We start from the raw sequence: 25,472 nt of genomic DNA on the forward strand, positions 1-25,472 counted from the left end.
AATTTGTTTTAATCATTCGTCAAAAGAAGCTCACATTAACAGTAAAAGATACGTTTACTTATTTTTAATAATATCATTTATTTGCTTTTGTGTATATGATTTATAAACCACCCCGAGTCTTTGTGCATTTTCTTCTACTGTAGAATCAAAACCAGCTTTTTTGCGTCTCTTATTTACGTTTTTAGCATCTTTAATAGGCATTACATATTCAAATGGCTCTTTTTTACCCGTTTTTGGATTATTCACCATTTGCATATATACTTGGGTACCGTATATCTGTTCTTTTCCTTCGCTAGTAAGTTTTCTGTCCAGCATCATAGCAACATACCGAAAAGGTAATTCTTTATTCTTTCCTGCATTTTCAATTAATTTATAATACTTTGAGATTTTATCTGAATGCTGTACCACATAAAAAACAGCTGTATTTTCAGGTTCACCAACTAATGTTTTACCTGGGTAACCATATTTTTCAATGATATGCTCGACCTTTTCAATATTTATTGAATCAATTTTTTGCATAATTTTCCAGTTACTTTTATCGAGTAAAGCTCTCGGGTAATTGAGGAATTGCGCAATGGTATCTTTCCTTTCATCTGTAACCTGCGGATCTAAAAATTCCCTTATACCCTGATCTGTTCTTAGAATGGTATCCAATTGTTTCTTTAATTCCAGATTTAATGGCTTTTGAGCATAACAGCTTATGCTAATGAGTGCTAATACTGATAGGAATACTTCTTTCATAATTACAACTTATTTTACTTATCAAAAATACATGATAGGAAAAAACTAAAAAGGTATAAATCGGACAACTTTCACATCAGTTTAAATACTGAACTCCCATTTCCAGGCAGGAAAGTGCCTTTTTTAAAGGATCTCAATGCACAACCCGTAAATTGTACAAATTCTTTTCTGAAATGCGATGAATCGTAATAGTCTTCAGTAATTAAAAATCTATGATATGCGTTTGTATTTTTCGAGTATTGAGCATCAAGTGCATTTCTAAATCTAATTATTTTTTTAAAGAGGGAAGGATTGCAACCAACATACTTTTTAAAGTACCGTAGGAAATTTCGTTCAGACATACAGGCGGTTGCTGCCAGCTCTTTCACGGTCAATTTATTGACTTCAGAAGTGCTGTTATTAATTCTTTCTAATGGATCCCCTTTGTGTACGCTTAAATTCAATAAAAGAAATTCTTCGAGGCTTTCAATTCTCTTTTCTAAAGGAATTGCGAAGAGTTGTGAAGCAAATTTAGACCATTTGGATTCGCTCAGTAATTGATGTGACTGAGCTGCTATTTCTACAAATGGCAGCTCAAAAAAATAGTTGATACCGCAGGGTGTAAAATTAATTCCTATTTCGTCTACAGGATCATTAAACGTGATTAGTGTCGGTTGTGTTAATCTACCCAATACAATAATTTCAGGTCCATGGGTTTCATCTCTTATGAAGGTAACTTTGTTGGGCTGTATGGATATCGAGGTCTGATTAAATAGGGCTAGACATGTGCCCAAATTTGGAAACGCTGTATACCTTAAAGGAAAGGTCTCTCCATGGTGTGACACTGTAAAACAGGTAATATATTTTTTTAGTTGATCGGAAAATGGTATAATATTGGTAAACATAATAGTATATCTAAAAAAATTATAAAAGGAGATATATCTTAAAGATAATAAGATTATCGCGCACTTGCACCTATAAGAAGCACATTTCCAAAAGTTATCTCCCGTATGATCTTTAGTTTTTTCTTATGCCTCACTATCCTGTCTAACTGGTTATTTCTATCATTACAATCAATCTATGACCACGAAGATGGATAATAATACCAATTCCATCATTACTCAGCAACATGGAATTGATAAAAAAATAATATTCTATTTCCAATAATTAGTTTATAATTGCTGTTCATTATAAACAAGCTATAATTCGTATTTTCAAGTCTCACATGATATTACAACATTAAGAAGACACTGGCGCATTTTTGTGAGTAAGGGAAAAGTTGAATGGATGGGGCTGATTAAAGAATGATCATTTAAAAGAATAATTGATAAAATGGATAACAGGAGAGATTTTCTAAAAAAAGCGGCGATGCTAACAGGTGGTATGTCCTTGTCGCAACTGCTACCTCGATCTATTGCTAAGGCCATGGCTATAGATCCTAAATTAGGGAGTACGTTTTACGATGCAGAACATGTTGTGCTACTTATGCAAGAAAATAGATCATTTGACCATGCATTTGGCACCCTAAGGGGAGTTCGAGGATTTAACGATCCACGTGCTATCCGGCAGCCCAATAACCAGAAAGTCTGGTTACAGACACAAGCTGATGGTAAAACATATGCTCCTTTTCGACTGGATATTAAAGATTCTAAAGTCACTTGGATGGGCTGTCTGCCACACAATTGGACAGACCAGACCGATGCCCGCAATCAGGGCAAGATGGATCGCTGGCTGGATGTCAAACGTTCGGGATTTAAAGATTTTAAAGAGATGCCCTTAACATTGGGTCATTATACGCGTGAAGATATACCGTTCTACTATGCCATGGCCGATGCATTTACCATCTGCGATCAACATTTTTGTTCCAGTCTAACAGGCACCAATCCCAATAGGCTTTATTTTTGGACAGGCAATATCAGAGAAAAACTGACCGATAAAGCACTGGTGTGGAACGGAGATTCCGAGTTCAGTGGTAAAGCCACATGGAAAACTTTTCCTGAACGCCTTACAGATAGCGGGGTGGACTGGAAAATCTATCAAAATGAAATATCGTCCAGTAGTGCCGGTTATAGTGGTCAAGAAAACAGTTGGTTGGGGAATTTTGGGTGTAATGTAATGGAATATTTTCCTCAATATGCTGTCAGATATAGCAAGCGTTATCAAGATCTATTGATTGAAAAACGAAAGCAGATCGACGCAAAACTTGAAGAGCTAAAGGAAAAAGATATTGTAACTGGGGAAGAGTATGAGAAATTGCAAAAGCGGCTGCAAGAAACCTTAAAAGAGCAAGAGCTGTATACAGACGAAAACTTTGAAAAGTTAAGCGCATACACAAAAGAAATCCATCGACGTGCATTTGTGAATAACAGTGCTGCTCCAGACTATATGGAGCTCGAGCAGATGGAATATCAAGAAGGCGATGAGACCCGCCAACTCCAAATACCGAAGGGTGATATCTTGTATCAGTTTAGAGAAGATGTGGACAGTGGCAAACTGCCTACGGTATCTTGGCTAACGGCACCGCAGCTTTTCTCGGATCACCCCGATTCACCTTGGTTCGGAGCCTGGTATGTCAGTGAAGTTCTGGAAATCTTAACCAAAAATCCAGAAGTATGGAAAAAGACTATCTTTATCCTTACTTATGACGAAAATGATGGTTATTTTGACCATGTGGCACCTTTTGCGGCGCCAAACCCTTATCGTCAAGATTCAGGTAAAGTTTCTCAAGGCATCGACACACGGTTGGAATATGTAACAAAAGAAGAGCAATATCATCCCGAAAGCGGCCGTGAAAGTAACATCGGCCTTGGGTATCGTGTACCGATGATCATCGCCTCTCCATGGTCCCGTGGAGGTTGGGTAAATTCACAGGTGTTTGACCACACCTCACCATTACAGTTTTTAGAGCGGTTCATTAATCACAAAACACGTTCTGATATCAAAGAGACTAATATTACAGCATGGAGGAGGGCCGTTTGTGGAGATTTAACCTCCGCTTTCAGACCATATAAAGGGGAAGTTATAGCAAAACCCGAATTCGTTCAGAAAAAGCCATTTATTAAAAGCATTCATCAAGCACAATATAAAGATGTGCCCAAAGGATTTAAAGTCTTAAATCAAGCTGAAATAGAGCAGATAGAGCAAGATCCTCGAACTTCGCCCAACTTCCCGAAACAGGAGAAAGGGAATAGAGATTCATGCGGACTACCTTACGAACTCTATGTTGATGGATATTTTGATCAAGAAAATGTAGCATATAAGATCTCCTTTGAGTCTTCAAATCGCATATTCGGTACCGCATCAGCAGGAGCAGCATTTACCGTTTACAGCGAAACTTCTTATCATAATGAACAAGGAAGAAGTTGGAATTATGCTACCGTTGCAGGAGACCGGTTGCAGGATAGCTGGTCATTAGAAGCCTTCGAAAAGCCTGCTTATAAATTAAGCGTTTACGGTCCCAATGGTTTTTTCCGAAGATTTGCTGGAGGTAAAGAAAACCCAAAAATTAAAATTTCTTGTCGTTATGAACGCGATAAAAAAGGTAAAGGATTTACAGGCCGATTGCTGGTTGAGATCGCGAATCATGAAGACAGTCAGGTTGAAGTATGGCTTCACGATAACAGCTATGGACAACCAGAGCGTAACATTAAGGTGCGTGCCGGTTCGACCTCGGTTGCCGAAGTTGATTTATCCAAACAGCATTTTTGGTATGATATAAAAGTAAGCTGTACTGGATACTTGAACTATTTCGAGCAATTTGCAGGACGTATTGAAGTTGGACAAAACGCGAAAAGCGATCCATTAATGGCATAGAAGTCTTAACGATCCTTCTATTATTAAATAAAAAGCATCATACACCTCAAATTGTATGGTGCTTTTACTTAGATGCAAATTAATAGCGTACCATTCTATATCTGATTCCTTTTATCGGCTATAAGTTTAATTCAATGTGGCTATTACTGCTGACATACCGCTGTCACCCGTCATCGTTATCTTCGTTTAAATATTAAAAATCAAAAAATGAACAACATTACTATTGAAGAAAAGAAGATTATCGGTATGACCATTCGAACTACCAATGAAAATGGACAATCTGCAAATGATATCGAATTATTATGGCAAAAGTTTTGGAAAGATGAAACCATACATCAATTCGAGCAAAAGATAAATAACGACATCTATGCCGTTTATACAAATTATGAAACAGATTTTACAGGCCATTACGATACCATTATCGGATATGAAGTAAGTACGTTAACGGTGGTTCCAGAAGGACTTGTCGGTCTAGTAATCGAAGGGGGAGAATATGCTGAATTTGTGTCCAAAGGAAAGATGCCAGAAGCCGTATTCAATACTTGGTTGGGCATTTGGGGTGATGAAGAATTTAATTCAAAAAGAGCCTACAAAGCAGATTTTACCGTACATGGTGAAAAATACAATGATGGTCCTGAGGCAGAGGTAGAGACCTTTATCTCTGTTAAGTAGTGATCTTTATAGTTTTTTGTTTTTGTAGCGGTACCAAAAAAATATAAATAAGATAGTATTAAAATAAAAGCCGTTTGGAATGACCAAACGGCTTTTTATATGACCTTATTTTTGATGCCGTATTTTGCTTCAACTTTTTGAAAATCGAATAGTAAGAGATTCATGCATCATACAATATGAAGTATAACAGCAATATTTAGGTTGTTGCTAAGAAGTAAAATGTTTAAAACACCTTTTTAAACACGTAGATTATTAATCAAATCAAAAGATATTAAATCAAGTGGACATGTTTTCATTTAAAAGTTTAGTATTGCTTTTGGTAGTTATTACCAAATCTCTTAAATTATTCCAGCGGTTCAGAAATTCAGTCGGGAAGCTGAAGTAAAATTCTTTAAATTTTTTCAATTGTTAACGTTTTATGTATGATTTGTTTATATTAGTCAAGCCAATCAACGAACCATAAACATGTACGATATTAAGGATTTTAGTGAAGAGCAAAAACATAAAATCGCCATTATGCGTGATGAATATGTGTTTAAGGAGTTCTTCATTAAAAATTTAGAAATTCTGGAGGAATATGCCTTATCCATTGTTAAAGACGATTGTCACGCTGAAGATGTCGCTAGCGAAGTATTTTGGGAGATCTGGAATATGGGTCCAAAGCTTATGGAGATCAAATCAGTGTCTGCCTACTTATACCGGGCAACAAAAAATAAATGTCTCAATCTATTACGAAATAAAATAGTTCGTTACGAATCTGTTGAACTGCATTGTAATACCTTAATCGACGACCTATCTCCTGAAGCACTTCTAATATCTACCGAGAAAACCAAAGAGATTGAATTTGCAATCAATCAATTATCACCAAAAACCAAAGAAGCATTTCTTTTGGTAAAAGACTGCCAGATGACCTATAAACAAGCGGCCGAAAGCATGGGTATCGCAGTCAAAACAGTAGACAGACACATGCAGATTGCAATCGAAAAATTATATTTTCTATTAAAAGCAAAAAAATAACATATCGTATTGGGGATTTTGCTCTTTTCATGTGTCTTGCTATTAAACCATGAATATGTCATCAGCAGATCAGCAATATTTACAATTGATTCATAAAGTTTTGAACCAGTCGATTTCGGGTTCAGAATTGGATGAGCTGTATCGTCTAATGGCTGAAGATGAAAATAGAATCGATCTCTATCTCTTTCTAACACAGAGCAAAAGTATATCTGGAAAAAAAACAATCCCCAAAGAAACACGCTACGAAAGATCAAAGCAAAAATTTATGTCTGCTGCTGTTTCCCAAGAACCTGTAATAGCACAACCAATAGAGCCTGAACGTAAAGTGCGAAAATATAGATTCTCAATAGCAGCAGTGATTATATTTTTCATTTTAGCAATAGGAGTTACTTACATCTATATGCCAGTAGCTAGTAATGATAGCATCACACTTGTATCCGCCAAGGGAGAGCGTAAATTCTACAGGTTAAAAGATGGTACGGAAATCTGGTTGAATGGCGAGAGCCAATTGGAATATAACACGTCATATGGACATAGTAACCGTGATGTGAAATTATCCGGTGAAGCTTACTTTAATGTTGCAAAAAACAAAAATCTACCTTTTCATGTCGATTCTTATGGCAACAGAATTGAAGTATTAGGTACTCAATTTAATGTCAGAGCCTATCCTGAAGAACAGAAAATGGAAACAGCATTGATTGAAGGGAAGGTCAATCTACAAATAAAAGACAATGGTAAATATCGTCAATATATTATGCTGCCGGGAGACAAAATCGAAGTAACCAACATCATGACCAATGCCATGCGTATCAGTAAAAATCGTCAGAATACTTCTCCTGATAACACACAAGTAATTATTGATATGAAAAAAGCTACCGCTACAAACGGTGAACAACTGGATATTCTTTGGACTAAAAATAAGCTTGTTTTTCAAAATGATCCATTGGAACTTATGACAAAAAAAATGGAACGGTGGTACAATAAAACGATTGTCATAGAAAATGAAAGACTCATGAATGAGTCTTTTACGGGTGTATTTGAGGAAAAAACCTGTAAAGATTTACTTGACCTGTTAATTAAAACAGGTGTCAATTTACATTACACAGAAAAACAAGACAGTATATTAATTTATTAAAAACCCAAAATTATGAATCAAACCTTTACAAAAAAGGGTATATCGTAACGATATACCCTAAAAGATGAATGAAAAAGCACAAAGCCCTAGTAAAGTAATGTGCTTAATTACTAACTTCTAATATCTAAATTATGAAAAAAAATTCACATGTCGTCAGTCATGTGCCAATTCTTTATTACCTAAAGTGGCTCTTCATGGTAAAATTTACGCTGTTGCTTATTGTAGCTTTGGGCTACAACAGTTATGCAAATTCGACACTTGCGCAAGGCAACATTACTTTAAAAAACAAAAGCATAAAGTTTAAAACTTTACTACAGCTGATCGAAAAACAAACTGATCTACGTTTTATCTACAATGACAACCAGATTGACAAATTTGTGATCAGCGATGTAAATGCAATTAAAAAACCATGGAATGAATTGTTAGAACCTATTTTAGAAAAAACAGGTCTTAAAATGCAAGAGATCAATGGTGGCCGGATTATTATTTCACCAATCGTAGTACAGGACCCCAGGTTTCATGGTAAGATCATCGATAGCAAAGGCGAACCTTTACCAGGAGTATCCATTAAGGAAAAAGGATCTGATAGGAGTACACTTACAAATGAAAAAGGAGAATTTACGATTGCGGTTAAAAATACACAAAGTACGATCTTAATCAGTAGTGTCGGTTTTGTATCAAGAGAGGTATCGTACTCATCTGCTTTTCAATCTATTCAGTTAGCCGAGGATCTTGCTCAACTTGAAGAAGTCGTTGTCGTTGGTTATGGAGCACAAAAGCGCGTCAATTTGACCGGTGCCGTTTCCGCAATTAGCGGACGTGAACTTGAAAACAGGCCCGTTGTCAATGCAACACAAAGCTTACAAGGGATCGTACCGGGACTGAATGTCAGCGTTGGAGGAAATACTAAGCCTGGTCAAAGTTTCAATCTCAATGTACGCGGAGTTGGAAACATCAGCGGAACAGATGGCCCATATGTACTTGTAGACGGAATGGAGATGTCACTTGCAGATATCAATCCAAGCGATATTGAAAACATTTCAGTACTGAAAGATGCGTCGGCATCTGCTATATATGGATCAAGAGCAGCATATGGAGTTATATTGGTAACAACCAAAAAAGGTACAGCTGGAAAAAAAGTAATCAGTTTTACCGGCAATACCGGAATTACTTCACCTGTTAGATTACCCGATATGGCTAATTCCGTAGAATTTGCCAACTTCTTCAATGCAGCGACCTTTAATGCATTGGGTACGAAGCAATATTCGGAAGACAAGATTGCGCTATTGCAACAGTATATCAATGATCCAAGCAGTCTTTCGATTTTTCCAGAAGTCAACACCAACAATTATGCAAGCTGGGAAAACAGTGCCAATGGAATTGCTAACACCAACTGGTTCAATCTGCATTATAAACCAACTGCTCTACGTCAGAATTATACACTAAACATGAGTGGAGGCAATGCAGGTACGCAATTTTACGTATCGGCAGGTTATTACAACGAAGAAGGAATCTTGCGGTATGCAGATATCGACTATAAACGCTATAATTTCAACAGTTCAGTTTCCTCAGATCTGACCTCTTGGCTAAAACTAAAAGCCAATGTTAAATATACCAGAAGCAATAACCAAACGCCTCTAGCAGGATATGAAGACATGTTCTTCCATAATTTAGCGCGTATGCGTCCCAATGTATCACCTTACGATTTTTATGGTAATTGGAATGAACAATCCATGGTTCCATATTTACAGTCGGGTACAAAAGACGATTTGACAAACAATACACTAGCAATATTAAGTGGTTTGGAAATAAGTCCTTTAAAAAACTGGAAGATATTTGCCGATCTCAATTATAGGTTAGATAATGATGCTAATGATATCTTAAAACTCCCAGGCACAATTTATGGCATTGATGGAGCTTCTTATCTTGTAAATCGTTCTGAATACAATATTCCATTAGGAGGCAGTTTTGAGCGTAAAATGAACAGCAACAATTACCTTACACCTAACATCTATACCAACTACAAATTATCGCTAGACAACCATAATTTTGATGTTACGGCGGGTTTTCAGCAAGAACTAGATCAGTTTAAAGAAATCTACACATCCGCTAGTGATTTGATTAGCTTCGATCGTCCGGGTATAGACCTGTCGACAGGAACCAAATCAAGTAAAGAAGCACGTAATCATTGGGCAACACGTGGTTTCTTTGCGCGTTTGAATTACAATTTCGACCAAAAATACCTCTTGGAAGTCAATGGCCGTTATGATGGTTCTTCCCGTTTCGCGCCCGACAATCGTTGGGGCTTCTTTCCATCGGTATCGGCGGCATACAACATCAGTGAAGAGTCCTTCTTTAAAGATGAAGTCAGCTGGGTCAATCAGCTGAAAATACGAGGTTCATACGGATCATTAGGAAATCAGGCTGGAGCAGGACTCTATGCGTACTCGGAAAACATGAGCATCATCGTACCAGGTGCCAACGGAGCAGGAGGAAGGTATTATTTTCAAAATGGCCGCGAGAGTTATATCAACGCTCCGGGTGCTTTCAATCCATTGATCACCTGGGAAACTGTACGTAGCGCCAATTTTGGTCTTGATTTTACGGCATTCAAATACAGATTGACCGGTGCAATTGATATCTATCAGCGCAACACCAAAGATATGCTCGGTCCATCTCGAGATGTAGCCGATCTTTTCGGTACAGTACCCGCAAAAAGTAACAATGCTGATTTAAGAACACGCGGTTGGGAAGTTAATGTCAAATGGTGTGATCAGCTTTCCGAAGACTGGAGCTATAATTTGGGCTTAATCCTCACAGATTACAAATCAATGGTTACGAAATATCAAAATCCAACAAAATTTGATCCAAGTGGACAATGGTACGAGGGCAAGACATCTGGTGAAATCTGGGGCTATACCGCCAATCAATTAATCCGTACACAGGCAGAAGCAGATGCTTATAATGAATTGGATCAGTCATTTTTGTCCGCTCGCGATTGGATCCCTGGAGATGTCATGTACCTTGATATCAACAATGATGGAAAAATCAATAATGGAACCAATCGCTTAGGTGATATGGGCGACATTTCCATTATCGGAAACAGCACCCCAAGGTATAGCTATAGTATCTCTGGTGGATTAACGTGGAAAAATTTATCGATGAATATGCTTTGGCAAGGTATTGGTAAAAGAGATTTTAGTCCAGCAGTGGCCGATGCTTACTTCTGGGGAGCAGGTGCTTTAGCGCAAGTGACCGTTTTCAAACAACATTTAGATTACTTCTCCGAAAGTAATCCCGATGCTTACTATCCCAATCCTTATGCAGCACCTGCAGGTGCCATTAATTCTTATATCAATAAGACCCAGCTATCTTCAACCCGTTATTTACAAAGTGCTGCATATTTACGCCTCAAAAACCTGACCATCAGTTATAATATCCCTAAATCACTGATCCAACGCTGGAAGTTCGAGCGTATCAATGTATTCGTTAGTGGCGAAAACTTATTGACTTTTAGTCCATTGGCGAAAATGTTTGACCCAGAAACCATCAATGGAGGTTCAGGTACAGGGAAGATATATCCCTTAAGTAAAGTGTATTCTTTTGGTCTAAACGTTAATTTCTAACCCGAGCAACATGAAACTATATAATTTATATTTATGCCTAATTACAGTGAGTATCACTGTGTTTTCAGGGTGTAATAGCAATTTTTTGGATCGAGAACCATTGGATCAATTATCCACAACAGGGAGTTTATCCTCGACCAATGAGCTAAAACTGTATGTCAATCAGTTCTATCAAACTTTACCCGGTCATCCGAATTTTACCGGTGGTATCGGGCCTGCTTTTGATGACGCACGTACCGATAACATGATATTTACCAGTGTAGATCCGAGACTTAGCGGACAGTTAACGGTTGCTAATGCTTCAAGTATCAGTGAATATACGCAAATAAGATCAATCAACTTTTTTCTAAAGCAATCAAAAAATGCAAAAGGAAATCAAACTGAGATCAACAAATATCTAGGTGAGGCATATTTCTTTCGTGCTTGGTATTATTTTGAGTTGGTGAAAAAATATGGCGATGTCACCTGGGTCAATCAATTGTTGAGTTCCGAAGATGAATCTACGCTATTAGCAAGGGACAGTCGTGTTATGATCGTAGATTCTATCCTCAACGACCTGAACCGTTCGGTCGATCTTTTACCTACTGTATCTACCAATGCGAGTATGCGTGTTCACCGTGATGTGGCCCTGGCATTGAAATCACGTGTTGGTCTTTATGAAGGAACATGGCAAAGGTACCATAAATTAAAAGGGACATCATTTGCGAGCACGGAAGCTACAGAAGATAAGATTAAGAGTTATCTGACTCAAGCACGTGATGCCGCCAAGACCATTATAGATGGTAATCGCTGGAAAATATATACCACTGGAAAATTCAATGATGATTATCGCAATATGTTTAATACGGCAAATCTTTCTACAAACAATGAGGTTCTATTATATCGACGCTATAATCCTTCAGAAAATGTCGGTCACGGTGTTTCCAAATATCTATCAACAGGAGGGGGAGATATCGGTTTGACCCAGAGTCTCGTGAGTGATTACTTAACAGCAGATGGTAAACCTTTTGTAGGTACACTACAGACCGAAGCGCAAAAAACATACAGCCAAGATTTAAAACCTACAGTTCGTGATCCACGATTAGCACAAACAGCAGTAGTGCCACAGGCGCCTTTACGACCTGATGCTGTTGCCGCCAATTTTCCACCGATCAATCAAAGTGGATTCAATCGTTCAACTACAGGTTACCCGATGTACAAATATGTCGAGTACAATAGTCTTCCTGCCGTATCTGATGATGGCATGAGTGCTGCTCCTGTCATTTATTTCCGTTATGCAGAAGTATTACTCAACTATGCCGAAGCTATAGCTGAACTTAAGGAAGATCCGAGTAAAATTATTGAAGCGGTACGACCGTTGCGTGCCCGTGTTAATATGCCGGACATGGATTTCGATCGCGAGTACAATACTGCAGCAAACTACCCATTTGCACAGCTAGACAAATTCGTACAGGGAGTAAGAAGAGAAAGACGTGTCGAGCTCGTAGCCGAGGGACATCGTTTACAAGATATTTTACGTTGGGCAGCGGCAGATCAATTGCTTGTTGGCAAAAGACCTTTGGGAATTCTGTTTACAGGAAGCAATATTGCGCAAGAAAATAACACTACAGGTTTTTACAAAGACAATCTGTTATACTATGACACTGCGCCAGCAGGAAAAACAGTCAATTTCTTTTTGTCCGGTAATCCTGGTGATGCTATGCGCTATATGGATCCTTATAAAGCAGTATTGCCAAATGGGTATCGCTTTAGAGTCGATCGAGATTACTTACTTCCCATCCAACAACGGATGATTGAATTGACAAATGGCAAATGGAAACAAAACCCAAACTGGTAAAATCACTATCATGAAGATATTCATTTATAAAAAAGGAAACATCGGTTTCCTTATACTCCTCATTTTATTCGCGTTAGTTGCTTGCAAAAAAGAAGACCTTCCTGCTAAACCTGTCGCTGGTCCATTTCAGATGACCAGTACCGTGACAAACGAAATAGAGAAAATAGCAAGTACTTATACCATAAGTATTGAGGGGACCACCAATGGTTGGTGGGTTACTTTACCTGCAAACGTACAGTGGTACACTATGGAACGCAAATACGGCTCTGGTAATGTCACACAGAAACTGACGATTAAGGCCAATGATTCAGGTCAAGATCGATCGGGCTGGGTCAAAATAAACTCGACTTCCAAAGAAGAAGTAATTATCAATTTTAAACAAAAGGGATCATGAAATTAAGTTTTATTATAATTCTAGCGCTTGCCTTGACTACAGGAAGACATGTTTATGGACAAAAAAAACCCAATGTCGTCATCATTATTTCCGATGACCATGCATATCAAACCATAGGGGCATATGGCTCAAAATATGGAAAAACACCCCAAATAGATCGTATCGCCAATGAGGGTGCTATTTTTAAAAATGCTTTTGTCAATAATTCAATATGTGGCCCCAGTAGGGCCACTTTATTGACCGGAAAGTATAGCCATAAAAATGGTTTTAAGGATAATGAGACCTCCGAGTTTGATTTTAGTCAAGATCTATTTGTCAAACAGCTCCAGCAGGTCGGGTACAATACCGCCTGGGTCGGTAAAATCCATTTGGGAGACAAATTACAAGGATTCAATTATTTTGACATTCTGGTCGATCAAGGCACATATTTCAATCCAGATTTTATCAGTAAACAGGGACGTAAACGAAGTGAGGGATATGTTTCAGATATTGTGACCGATAAAGCTTTAACGTGGCTCGATACCATAAATCAAGAACAACCTTTTTGCTTGGTTATCGGTCATAAAGCTACCCATCGTACCTGGATGCCCGATCCTGCAGATTTTGGCACCTATGACAGCGTCGATTTTAAATTGCCGGAAACCTTTTACGACGATTACGAAAGCCGTAAACCAGCCAAGCTTCAGGAGATGTCTATTGATAAGGATATGCGCATGGGCTACGATCTAAAGATGTTCGAATCTGTTGAAGCGATGATGCAGGATGGTAATTTCAAACGAATGACACCAGCACAGCAAGAAAAATACATCAATTATTACAGACCGATTTATGAAGAACTTAAGCAATCCAAGTTGACCGGAAAAGCTTTAGCCGAGTGGAAGTTCAAGCGCTATATGACCGATTACCTCAATACAGCACAATCCATGGATAGGAACATCGGAAAAGTATTGGACTACATAGACAATAAGCAATTAAAGGAAAATACAGTTGTCATCTATCTGTCCGATCAAGGTTTTTATATGGGCGAACATGGTTGGTTTGATAAACGGTGGATGTATGAAGAGTCCTTCCGTACACCAATGGTCATGCGCTACCCGCCAATTTTAAAACCCCATACTGAAATCAATGGAAAGGTCGTCAATGCCGATATTGCACCGACTCTCCTGGAACTTGCATCAGTCAAAAAACCGAAGGACATGCAGGGCGAGTCTTTTGTACATGTGCTCAAAAACCCATCAACAGAACATCGGAAAGATCTTTTCTATCATTACTTTGAAAATGGAGAACATGCTGTCAACCCACATTTTGGAGTACGTGATGACCGTTACAAATTAATCCGATATTATAAACGTCAGGAGACATGGGAACTTTTCGATTTACAAAAAGATTCTCAAGAACTTCATAATGTCTATCATGATCCGGCCTATCATTCCATCGTGAAAATGATGAAGAAAAAGCTAGTTAAGCAAATTCATCTTTTTGACGATACGGAGGCAGCTACAATCTATAAGATAAATATCGATTAGCACTGTATCTATAGTACATTCTGAACAATTTCGAAAATATATTCAAATATAAAATAGCTTAAAGGTATAATTTAAATCAATTTTAAAGCCGTTTGGTATTCCAAACGGCTTTCTTTAATAAATATTCTTGTTAAATAGTTCAAAATTTAAATGCCAAACGAAGATTACATTGATACACTTGTTATGGACCATGTTAGGCATTTCTCTTCAAGAAGTAGGTCGATGCTTACCAAATGATTTCTTCTCCATCTTCAATAGAAGCTGAGAGACTAATTCGGAAGAAATTCCGTATTTGTCGCATAAAATGGAAACGAATGGTTGCATACTTAAAGGTATAGAATAAATATCGTGTTTAACATAATAAAAAATGCCATTATCTTAAATAAATAATGACATTTTTTTATATAAAATTAGTTTATTCGCTATTTCTGGAGGAAGAGTTTTTACTTAGCATCGAAGACTTTCGTTAAGTCAACAAGTTCAAAGTTTTTATCGACCTCAAAAAACTGTCTTAGTATAGCAGCATGTCCACTCCCCACCAGAACAAGAATAGTTTTGGTATGAGGTTTTAATTGATTCTGAATATTAGCGTACATAACCAAATTCCTTTTATACCAGTCAGTAACGAGATTGGACCCTAAATAATCTTTATTAGTCATCACTTTATTAGCAAATGAAATATAAAAACCAATGTTTTTATCCAAGTTGGACTTTTTATTTATACATATAAATATATCACTCAGATTGCTTTTTTCTAGGCAGTTATCCGACAAAGAGGCATTAATTTTACTAAATTCTTCTTTCAAAGCTGGATTTGAATTTACCTCTTTTAATAAAATATCAAATCTCATTTCTATCATACTATCAATAGGATATAATTCTTGGTGTTCTAATTTTTTCGCTAATCTATAACCTAATTGAAAAGTTTCACCTTCGATATAATATCTTTTTAACCGTTCTCTTTTTATTGTATCTGTGAACTTGTGATATTGATCTTTTAAATATGATTGGTAGTTTGCATTCAATTCGTTCTTTTTGTTAAAATTACTCTCGACAAATATTTGATCGGGTTTATAAGCAGATGCCTTAATTTTATTCGTAATTTCTTCTAAATCTTGTTGGCTTTCTTTAGATAATATATTTCTGTCTTTTTGTTTGATCATATCATTTCCAGGATTATTAAAGTGATAAGTTCCTAATAATATGACTTTTACTTTTTCTTGAGCCGATACAAATGAGAGTTGAAAAAGTAAGAAAAATAAGATGAAGTTAATTTTGCCCATGTTTATTTATATTTATTTAAGTTATTGATTTTTTGCAAATATATAAAATCACTTGCTTGTTAAATATAAAAAAGGGTATAATTTATAAAGTAAATGGAGCCTTTTCGGATCTGGAAAGAGTTGCGCCTGAGACTATCGATTTTGAATGTAAACAGTAAATCTGAACAGAATGCTACAAAGTGTCATCAATCTAGAAAGCCATTCCGTTAGGAATGGCTTTCTAGATTTTCATTTTTTTATAGCAACTAACTAACTATTGCAAATGCATGATTGCTTAGACTTGCATGAATGCTTTGTTGTCATTATCATTTATTTAGAAAGTTGCGTTATTGGCGTTAGTAAAACCTTACGGAATTCAACCTCAGCACCTTCAGCTTGAAGCGCAATCTGACCACTGTTTGCGGTACAGTCGTAACCTTCATTTACAAGGTCACCATTTACCCATACTTTTATCTTCCGGTCTAAGCATTCAATCCTCATACTGTTCCATTCACCAAGAGGTTTCTCAGAATTGTCGGTAAGATTCAAAATCCGACGTTTTTTATCTTCTGTAATGCCCCATTCAGCAGGTTCACCTCGACGCTCAACCATATTTGGTACTTTAATGTCCTCCACAATACACCAAAAGTCTCCCGCATTTTCATGCATCATCTGTACTTCAATAGATTTTGGAAACATTCCATAAAGCGCGCGTGGAGTAGAGGCATGCACCAGTACACCGCAGTTTCCTGATTTTCCTGCAAAACGGTATTCGACATCCAGACTATAGTTTTTATACGACTTATCGGTTATAATATGGCCATTTGGATTACCCATACTTACCAGCATCCCATCTCTGACAAGAAAAGGGCTTTTTACAGTCGTATTTTTGTCCATTTCTGGAACATCGATATGCCAGCCAGCTAAGTCCTTGCCGTTAAATAGGTTTTTTGATTGCGCACACGAAGATAGGGAAAACGCTAAGCTGCTGACAATAAAAAGAGCAGAATAATAAAAGTTCATATTTGGTTTAGGTTTGAATGATTATCGTTAAAACAAACATACATAATAATTTTCATAGGAATATTAGTTTTTACTTAGATTCGATTCTCTTTTAAACGATTAAAATTGACAAGGTAATGTGATAGTCGTAAGCAATATTTATTTAACTCGGATTGGAACTGTATAATCCATATTTACTTCCATACCTTGCAACCGTCCGGGGTTCCAATTCCCCATTTGTTTTATTGCACTAACGATTTGCTCTCGTACTTTTAAAGGTACTTTTTCAGAAATTCGAAAATTATTAGTATTACCGCCACGATCAATAGTAAAGGTGACAGAAATAGATTGACTTGATACATCCTTTATGAGGTCTTGGGGTATGCTTAGATTTTTATATAATGACTTCATAAATACATCCATTCCTTTTGGATATGTAGCCATACTTCTTACATTTTCTTGAGAATATATAATAACTTCTCCATTTTTTTTAAATCTTTTCCCTTGAACCAATTGATTATCTTGGTAAAGTTCTTCATAAAAAGTTCCCATATTCCTACCTTTCCATTTTCCCACTTTTTCATTATTCTTTAATTCACCTTCTGTATAATCTTCTCTCGCATTCTCAATTCTTAAAAAACCATTTCCCCTTTTAAGAAGATAATTTCCAATGGAATCGAGATACAATAAGTAAAAAGGTTGAGTATCTGTTGTTCCAGAAAATATTTTTTTACCAATTTCCTCATGAACAATAATCATCTTTAGCTTACCATTTGGGTAATAATAATATGAAGAATCAATTGGCTCTGAATATTCGTTAAACTTTTCTAAACTTTCTAAATTGCCATTGGGATAATAAGAAACAAGTTCACCAATATATTTGAGACCAAATTCAAATGGATTATTAAGCCTACCACTGTAACCATTAGATTTTAAAGAATCTGTATCAGTATAATAGCTTGTGATATTAAATAGATTTAATGAATCGTTTCCATAAGGAACTATTTTTTGATAGGAGTATGAATCTTTCTTTGAAGTGATAATTTCTCCATTATTATTAAAATAGATATATGTCGTATCTGGGTGAGAACCATCTATGTTGAAATCTTCTCTTTTGTTCGCAAAGCAGATCTGTGAAAAAGATGTGAATAATATCAGAAATAGTAAAATAATATAATTCATAATTATGGCTATGATAATAAAATTATAAATTTTTGTTCAAAATTCATAATTACTCAAATGTACAGGAAGCAATTAATTTAAGTTATGATCTTTTGGAACTTTTGCACCCATCTCAACTTTAGCGGAAAACACCAAAATTTGAATTAATATTGCAATAACAATTAGGATCACGATTTCGATGTAAGACATTAATCTACTTCTGCTCGTCATACTGATTACTTCATCTAGCTTGACTTTTCCTTCCTCCAATTGAATCGAAGACAATGTTTCTAAAGTTTGTCGTGCTTGTTTGCTGATCTCAATAGCTTTAGCATGATCTGTGGCATTAACATTTTGCGCTATTTGTTGAATATAGATTTTAAATGTATTAAAATTGACATTTTCTTTATCTGTTAGCACAGTTTTTTCATAAAGTGTATTGATTTGCTTGATTTTATCTAGTTCCAAATTAACGTTTTTAGATGAATATTGAGGTGCAGATAGTAAGACAAGTAATTTCTCCATGCGATTTGAAAGCTTGTGAATATAATCAGCCACCACTAAGCGATCCGAATATAAAGAAGTTACCGATTCATTAATTCTTTTGACCAAGTGTTGCTCTTGAATATTGGTCAACATCACCAAACAAAGGACAGAGAAAAACAACATCGCAGCCTTAATTTTATTTTTCACTGTAAAAGTCCACATTGGTCGTATATTTTGGTAAAAAAACTGAAGAATAGCAATTTAATAAAAATTAAGCTAAAGAGGAAAAAGTAGTTTTTTATCCTTAGTTTTCGTCGTTGAAGCAATTTAGATGACGTAGAACAGAATTATAGTAACATCTACATTGTTTACTCACTTATTAGGGATTAAACCATGCTATAGACAATAGTCAAAATTGAATTATAACTCATACTATACAAAAATGAAAATTTTATTATTTATCGTTACATTATTCATTTCTCTTCATCAAGAGTTTAAGAAGGTTTATATTCTTATGGATAAAGATGATACATCAATAATTTATAATGAAGATCTTAAAAAGGTCAATCTTTATATAGATCATACATTAATACCAGATGAAAAACTTCAAATGGGTATAAAGCTATATATCGCAAGTTTTTATGTAAATAATAGAAATAATTTGTCCGCCGATTTTATTAAAATTTTTCAATGCTCTATAAGTGATTTTGGACGCATGAATAGAAAACCTATAAGTAAAGTAATTTATTATTTAGAACACGAGAATCATGGGAATTTGCCTTTCGTTTATCAAAATGATGCATATTTACTATTAGAAATAAATGAATTAAAACCTAATATTACATCGATAAGAGAAAAATTGGAAAAAAGTGGAATGCTTTTAATTGAAGGTGATGGGAATCTTCAACAGAAAAAATTAAAATGGCTTAAAAAGTGATAATATAATAGGTTCGTGACGATCCAATAATTGATATAGTTATTAAAATGGGCAAAATGAAAGATATTGAACAAGTAGTTAGGAACCCAATTTCAGAACAGGAAATGATTACTATATTGTCCAAACTCTCGTATAGAAGTGATTTTATTAATGAATATAATTTTTTTAAAGTGGATGCCACATGAAAATTTAGAAGAATTTTACAGATCAAGTAGATTTAAGAACAATAATCAAACACTTGATGATGCTATTGTACTAGTTGATAGTATAGATTATTGTTCAGACCATCTTTTGAAGATAATTAAAGTAATACTTTTTTCAAAAAAGAATTATTTTATTAATTATCCTGTTTAGATTATTTGTTAAGCCAAAATAGAAAAATAGATCATTCAACTTATATGATGTTAAATAAAAGATTCAAAAATAATTTAAATGAATTTCTAAAACTTCATGCAAATATTAATCTTTTAATAACTGAAAATAAACCAGAACAATATGTGATACAAATAATAAAATCTGCGCATTATCCAGATATTTTTTATCGCTTTTTTAATTCTATCAGTTTTAATACCTCGTCATTTAAAAATCATATAAATAGCGATTAAATATATCGCGTTTACCGAATATTCGAATCGCATAATTTTCCCCGAGCTGCTAAAGGCGAGATAAAGCTAATTTTTGCATTTATGATTCAACATTTTGAGAGATGATATCAGATTGTTAAGAATGATTTATTCTAGGCAATATAGATTCGATAGTATTTGTTGATGGAAGTGATCTAATCTTTGCAACAAAAAGGACTAGTTCAAAACCCTCTTGCCACAAAAATTATTCTTCATATCACAAAGAATCTTGAATTCTTTATAAGGATTTTTATTTCGTAAATTCAACCTGAGAAGTTATTCCGATTACAATATGCGAATAGCTTCATTTATGCTAATAAAATGAATCCATGAACAGTACGAAACGAAATAAGGGTTTTATCTTTAAGCAATATGACGAGCCGTTTCAAACGCCTTTTGACAAATTATTTGATATTTTCAAGGAACTGATTACACACACCTCCGGTGATTTTAATGAAGCTATTGATTGGTTGCGGCAATTGGACAAAGAGTTTAAACTGACCACTTCAGCATATACCGTTGACGATTTCATTGCAGATCTGAAGAATAAAGGATACATCAGAGAAAAATTGGAACTAGGCGGCAATGGTAGCTCTTCTATTACCTCAAAGCTGGAAAAAGCCTTACGGCAGCATGCTTTAGATCAGATTTTTGGAAAGATGCGAAAAGGAAAGTCCGGCAACCATAAAACCAATCACCAAGGGCGGAGTGATGAAAATATGGGCGATTTCAGAAACTATCAGTATGGGGACAGCCTTGAGAAAATAGCCTTGACGGAGAGCCTTAAAAATGCGCAGATTAATCATGGAATAGGAGAGTTCGCCTTATCAGAAAATGATCTCGTTGTCGAAGACACCCAGTTTAAATCACAGATGAGTACCGTGTTGATGATTGATATTAGCCATAGTATGATTCTATACGGTGAAGACCGGATCACACCCGCAAAAAAAGTGGCCATGGCTTTATCAGAACTTATCCTGACACGTTATCCCAAGGACTCACTGGACATCATCGTTTTTGGTAATGATGCTTGGCCTATAGCGATAAAAGATCTACCTTATCTGCAAGTAGGACCATTTCACACCAATACGGTCGCAGGCTTGAAGTTGGCGATGGAGATCCTCAGACGTAAACGGCATGCTAACAAGCAGATATTTATGATTACTGATGGAAAGCCGAGCTGTTTAAACTTGCCCGATGGTAGTTACTATAAAAATCCGATGGGTTTAGATCCTTTTATCACCAGCAAGTGCTATAGTATGGCCGCACAAGCCAGAAAGCTGGGAATACCCATTACAACCTTCATGATCACTTCAGATCCCTATCTGCAGGAATTTGTTGACGAATTTACGGCTTCAAATCAGGGAAAGGCTTACTATACAGGACTTGGAGATCTCGGAGAAATGATTTTTGAGGATTACGAAGAAAATCGTAGAAAGAGAATACGATAAACAATTACGTTAATAAGATATACATTTTGCGCAGCATTTGCGCTTCATTATAAAAACATATGGATTACACGAAGATAACAACATTTGGCGCACTAAAAGCTTCTGGCTATAAACCTAAAACGATAAAAGAAGAATTGCGTCAGAATCTGATTACAAAGATAGGCAACGGCGAAACCGTATTTACTGGAGTACACGGCTACGAGGACACCGTTATTCCAGAACTAGAAAGAGCTATCCTCTCCAAACATAATATCAATTTCCTAGGTCTTCGTGGGCAAGCAAAGACACGTCTAGCCAGACTTATGGTTAATCTATTAGATGAATATATACCTGTGGTACAAGGCTCTGAAATTAATGATGATCCCTATAACCCAATATCGCGTTATGCTGTAGAACTATTAAAGGAAAAGGGTGATGATACACCGATTGATTGGCTTCATAGAAGTGATCGTTTTGCAGAGAAACTGGCTACTCCGGATGTAACTGTCGCAGATTTGATCGGCGATGTAGATCCGATCAAAGCCGCAAATCTGAGACTGAGCTATGCAGACGATCGTGTGATTCATTTTGGCATGATTCCACGGGCAAATCGCTCGATATTTGTTATCAATGAACTGCCCGATCTTCAGGCGAGAATTCAGGTAGCACTTTTTAATATATTGCAAGAAGGAGACATCCAGATCCGCGGATTTAAATTACGTCTGCCGTTGGATGTCCAGTTTGTGTTCACTGCAAATCCGGAAGATTACACCAACAGAGGAAGTATCGTAACGCCCCTAAAAGACCGGATAGGATCACAGATATTAACACATTACCCCGAAACAGTAGCGATTGCGAAAACCATTACTGCTCAGGAAGCTAACTTGGAAGCGGCACAAAAAGAACAAATATATGTTCCAGAACTGGCTCGTGAATTGATTGAGCAGATCAGTTTTGAAGCCCGCAATAGCGAATATGTTGATGAAAAAAGTGGTGTCAGTGCGCGTATGAGTATTACCGCATTTCAAAACTTATTAAGTACTGCCGAACTGCGGATGCTCAAAAATGGAGCTCCGGCCACAGCAATAAGATTGAGCGATTTTATGGGTATTGTGCCGGCTATAACCGGTAAGGTTGAGCTCGTATATGAAGGTGAGCAGGAGGGAGCCGGTACTGTGGCAATTCAGTTGATTGAGAATGCCGTTAAAAGTATATTTCTTACTTTATTTCCAAAAATTGAGAAGTTTGAAAAGGAAAATGAACGCTATCCCTACGATGATATTGTCCGCTGGTTCTCGGAATCGGAGGGTATTGAATTATCCGATGAACTCACTGATGTAGATTACGAACATGCATTGGACGAAGTGACACCTATCCGCAGTTTGATACAGCAGTATCAGCCACAGACGAAGCCTGAAGATTTCTATTTTCTGACCGAATTCATCCTATGGGGACTTACGCTCAATAACAAGTTAAGTAAATACAGAGTAGGTAGCGGTTTGCAGTTTCAAGATAAGTTTCAAGAATATTTGAGAAACAATCTATAGCAAGCTAGCACTGGAAAATCATATATTTTTTTCATTACTTACGTAAATGATGAAAAAATATGCTTTGTTTTATTTGCTGTTTATTATCTTCACCGGGCGAGCTATGATGTAAAATTTTGATTCTAAATTTTGATAATATTAAAAATCAGCAAGTCACTTATATTGACTTGCTGATTTTTAACTTTTAGTGATTGTAGGCGCTCCTCCAAATCTGAAAAGAATAGAGTCTTTTTTTAGTAAGAATTGGTGGAAATAGTAAACTTTATATGAAATGCAGTGATGAAAATAGATTATGCTTTTGTTGTATTTTTATATGCTTATATAAATCAAATTGATTTGTCTTTGGATAGAAGTAGATGGGAATCCATTGATAATTTGAGGAATTTTTATAAAAATCAAATTTCACCCAAAAATATTGTTGCTTATCTAATGAATAGATTGAATCTAGAAGTCGAAAAAGTGGATAATTTAATTTTTCTTAAGGAAGAATCTTTCTGGGTGAGAATTAAAGATTCCTTGCTGTCTTCTTTTAAAAGAAATATATTTTTGGAACAAGATAATGTCTACTTTTTGTGTAACAGGCTACTTCTTTTTGATCAATTTTTAGAGATGGATATGCAAGTTCATCGACTAGAATTAGAAAAACTAAGAATAGATTTCTCGAAATTAAATTTTGATATATTAATGTGGAAATTAACCAAAAAAGATCGCTTAAGGGCATATAGAGTAGAACATTTTTTACAAAACACATCCGTAAATACTCTTTCTATCAGTGAATTTAGTAAGAACTATTTTAAAAATTAACTTGATCTCCTTCGAATAAATTGAAGTCTATTTTTTGAAAAAATTAGTGTTAATATCCGCCGTTCATTATCATTGGCAAAAAATGAGAAGTAAGATTAAGAAAATCAGCGTTCAAATTTAATTTTTATCATTTATTATAGAATAATATTAATAAAAATGGAAGATTCAGTAATAGAAGTGTTTTCTCCAAAGAATTTTAACTCATTAAAAAAATATCAAAATTTATTATGCCTCATAGCTTTTATAAATTTATCGATTGCATTGGTAATGGAATTTCCTTTTTCTTTTGAATCAATAAAAATGATGATTCAGACTATCTCATTAACATTATTTTGTATTTGCATATTTTTGTTTATTCTGATTTCCATAATATTGAGAATTTCCAAAAGAATATCTTATTGCTATATAAATAGTAGTGTTCTGTATTTAAAAACAGATAGTTGCCCAGAAGAAATCAGTATGGATAATATCAGTTTAAATATTAGTTTGTCCAATCTTGCTGACAAAGATTCGTACTTAGATTGTGGACATTTTATAGAAATTAGCACTTCAGACGACAAATGCCAGTTTCCAATAAAATTTAACGCCAGTCTTTTACATGTATTCCCTGAATCTAATGTGAATTATATGCGTAAAAGCCCGATTTTGATGTGTGAAACTAAAAATTTACTTAAAAACTTACTAGATTTGACTTGGGCCACATCATAGCATTTTGGAGAGGTTATTAAGATAACGGTTTATGTGATTTTAGATAGAATAGCATTGAAAAAGAATTATTTTTTACAATAATATTTTGGTCATCATATATAAGTAGTAAATGAAGACTTCGCATTTTGGTATACTTATTATTTTATAAAAAATCATCAAACAATCAAATATGTAATTCTTAGTTAGAATACATATTTGATTGTTTTACAAAGAAGAGATGCTCTTCTTGATTCTATTTGATTTTTTCTAGAATAGAATATTGAGATAATATATCCCTAAGTTTATTACCACGTATTAGCTTCTGAACAATCTGAAGAGTTATCCCAAATTCTGCCAGCAAATGCCCCATATTGATCATAAGTATCAATATCTTGTTGACCTTGTGCATTCAGGAAGTTCGAATAAACGACTGAAGCGCCAATAGAACGACGGCCCCCTTGTAGCATTTCCAAAGCTTTTTCATCTAACTTATTGTTTTCTAGTGAAGAGAAGCTCTTCATTCCACTTAACTTTTTCATAATTAAATTTTAAGATTTTATTAGCGATTACCTTACCCTGACCTAAGAGCTTTTGTTGCAATTGCTAATTATTAAATCTAAAATTCGTTATATACAGCAGGTGAAGCAAGCGAATACTGATATTCGATGGTTTTAAAACTATAACTGTCGTTTATTTATGGATATTCGTTATAGAAGCTATATTTTCGATAATTACTATTGGATTAGTGGCTGGTTTTCGGTATTCATGGTCTACCAATGCTCTTCTTGTGATT

The 25,472-nt window shown here is 35.5% G+C and carries 20 protein-coding genes; 13 read left to right on the top strand and 7 right to left on the bottom strand.

All coding sequences use genetic code 11. The features are described 5' to 3' along the window. Positions 1-54: 54 nt before the first annotated feature. Both HCX49_RS05035 and HCX49_RS05040 read right to left on the bottom strand, forming a co-directional pair. Entirely contained in the window at positions 55-741 is a 687-nt protein-coding gene (locus HCX49_RS05035; RefSeq protein WP_168126381.1) for a DUF6624 domain-containing protein, read from the bottom strand. Between the two features lie 71 nt (positions 742-812). Beyond that, positions 813-1,625 carry a helix-turn-helix domain-containing protein gene (locus tag HCX49_RS05040; protein WP_168126382.1) on the bottom strand — a complete coding sequence of 271 codons (813 nt, stop codon included), beginning with the start codon at positions 1,623-1,625 and terminating at the stop codon, positions 813-815. A 427-nt stretch (positions 1,626-2,052) separates the two neighbouring features. Here HCX49_RS05040 and HCX49_RS05045 point away from each other — a divergent pair, with 427 nt between their 5' ends. The 8 genes from HCX49_RS05045 (at position 2,053) to HCX49_RS05080 (ending at position 14,740) form a co-directional block, all read left to right on the top strand. Continuing rightward, complete coding sequence (locus HCX49_RS05045) at positions 2,053-4,533, top strand: phosphocholine-specific phospholipase C (RefSeq protein WP_168126383.1); 2,481 nt, start codon at positions 2,053-2,055, stop codon at positions 4,531-4,533. Between the two features lie 207 nt (positions 4,534-4,740). After that, complete coding sequence (locus HCX49_RS05050) at positions 4,741-5,205, top strand: GyrI-like domain-containing protein (protein WP_168126384.1); 465 nt, start codon at positions 4,741-4,743, stop codon at positions 5,203-5,205. Between the two features lie 465 nt (positions 5,206-5,670). Continuing rightward, a complete protein-coding gene (locus HCX49_RS05055; RefSeq protein WP_168126385.1) occupies positions 5,671-6,222 on the top strand; it encodes an RNA polymerase sigma factor in 552 nt (183 codons plus the stop codon). 49 nt (positions 6,223-6,271) lie between these two features. Beyond that, positions 6,272-7,357, top strand: coding sequence for a FecR family protein (locus HCX49_RS05060; protein ID WP_206368248.1), 1,086 nt, complete (start codon positions 6,272-6,274; stop codon positions 7,355-7,357). A 131-nt stretch (positions 7,358-7,488) separates the two neighbouring features. Next, entirely contained in the window at positions 7,489-10,983 is a 3,495-nt protein-coding gene (locus tag HCX49_RS05065) for a SusC/RagA family TonB-linked outer membrane protein (protein ID WP_168126387.1), read from the top strand. Between the two features lie 10 nt (positions 10,984-10,993). Continuing rightward, entirely contained in the window at positions 10,994-12,820 is a 1,827-nt protein-coding gene (locus HCX49_RS05070; RefSeq protein WP_168126388.1) for a RagB/SusD family nutrient uptake outer membrane protein, read from the top strand. 10 nt (positions 12,821-12,830) lie between these two features. Beyond that, complete coding sequence (locus HCX49_RS05075) at positions 12,831-13,214, top strand: BACON domain-containing protein (protein WP_168126389.1); 384 nt, start codon at positions 12,831-12,833, stop codon at positions 13,212-13,214. Continuing rightward, complete coding sequence (locus tag HCX49_RS05080) at positions 13,211-14,740, top strand: sulfatase (protein ID WP_168126390.1); 1,530 nt, start codon at positions 13,211-13,213, stop codon at positions 14,738-14,740. Before HCX49_RS05075 ends, HCX49_RS05080 begins: the two co-directional genes overlap by 4 nt. Positions 14,741-15,183: 443 nt before the next feature. Here the strand turns inward: HCX49_RS05080 and HCX49_RS05085 are convergent, their stop codons facing one another. The 4 genes from HCX49_RS05085 to HCX49_RS05100 all read right to left on the bottom strand — a co-directional run bounded on the left by HCX49_RS05085 (position 15,184) and on the right by HCX49_RS05100 (position 18,873). Then, on the bottom strand, positions 15,184-16,023 hold the full coding sequence (locus HCX49_RS05085; RefSeq protein WP_168126391.1) for a DUF5694 domain-containing protein: 840 nt from the start codon (positions 16,021-16,023) through the stop codon (positions 15,184-15,186). Positions 16,024-16,332: 309 nt separating this feature from the next. Next, positions 16,333-17,025: a DUF1080 domain-containing protein gene (locus tag HCX49_RS05090; protein WP_168126392.1), complete on the bottom strand. Its 693-nt coding sequence runs from the start codon at positions 17,023-17,025 to the stop codon at positions 16,333-16,335. Positions 17,026-17,163: 138 nt separating this feature from the next. Continuing rightward, positions 17,164-18,186 carry a hypothetical protein gene (locus tag HCX49_RS05095; protein WP_168126393.1) on the bottom strand — a complete coding sequence of 341 codons (1,023 nt, stop codon included), beginning with the start codon at positions 18,184-18,186 and terminating at the stop codon, positions 17,164-17,166. 72 nt (positions 18,187-18,258) lie between these two features. Next, the gene (locus tag HCX49_RS05100; RefSeq protein ID WP_168126394.1) at positions 18,259-18,873 is read right to left on the bottom strand and encodes an MCP four helix bundle domain-containing protein; all 615 of its coding nucleotides are present in this window, start codon (positions 18,871-18,873) and stop codon (positions 18,259-18,261) included. A gap of 220 nt (positions 18,874-19,093) precedes the next feature. Between HCX49_RS05100 and HCX49_RS05105 the strand changes: the two genes are divergently transcribed. The 5 genes from HCX49_RS05105 (at position 19,094) to HCX49_RS05125 (ending at position 24,700) form a co-directional block, all read left to right on the top strand. Further along, positions 19,094-19,588 (top strand): hypothetical protein, encoded by a 495-nt coding sequence (locus HCX49_RS05105; protein ID WP_168126395.1) that lies wholly within the window; start codon positions 19,094-19,096, stop codon positions 19,586-19,588. A 952-nt stretch (positions 19,589-20,540) separates the two neighbouring features. After that, positions 20,541-21,662, top strand: coding sequence for a vWA domain-containing protein (locus HCX49_RS05110; protein ID WP_168126396.1), 1,122 nt, complete (start codon positions 20,541-20,543; stop codon positions 21,660-21,662). Between the two features lie 59 nt (positions 21,663-21,721). Beyond that, complete coding sequence (locus HCX49_RS05115) at positions 21,722-23,188, top strand: sigma 54-interacting transcriptional regulator (RefSeq protein ID WP_168126397.1); 1,467 nt, start codon at positions 21,722-21,724, stop codon at positions 23,186-23,188. Positions 23,189-23,467: 279 nt separating this feature from the next. After that, entirely contained in the window at positions 23,468-23,992 is a 525-nt protein-coding gene (locus tag HCX49_RS05120) for a hypothetical protein (RefSeq protein ID WP_132767736.1), read from the top strand. A 156-nt stretch (positions 23,993-24,148) separates the two neighbouring features. Beyond that, on the top strand, positions 24,149-24,700 hold the full coding sequence (locus HCX49_RS05125) for a hypothetical protein (protein WP_168126398.1): 552 nt from the start codon (positions 24,149-24,151) through the stop codon (positions 24,698-24,700). Between the two features lie 284 nt (positions 24,701-24,984). Here the strand turns inward: HCX49_RS05125 and HCX49_RS05130 are convergent, their stop codons facing one another. After that, positions 24,985-25,218 carry a TIGR04139 family peptide modification target gene (locus HCX49_RS05130; protein ID WP_021189922.1) on the bottom strand — a complete coding sequence of 78 codons (234 nt, stop codon included), beginning with the start codon at positions 25,216-25,218 and terminating at the stop codon, positions 24,985-24,987. Positions 25,219-25,472: the final 254 nt, after the last annotated feature.

Source organism: Sphingobacterium sp. B16(2022) (assembly GCF_012030425.1).
Taxonomy (GTDB): Bacteria; Bacteroidota; Bacteroidia; order Sphingobacteriales; family Sphingobacteriaceae; genus Sphingobacterium; species Sphingobacterium anhuiense.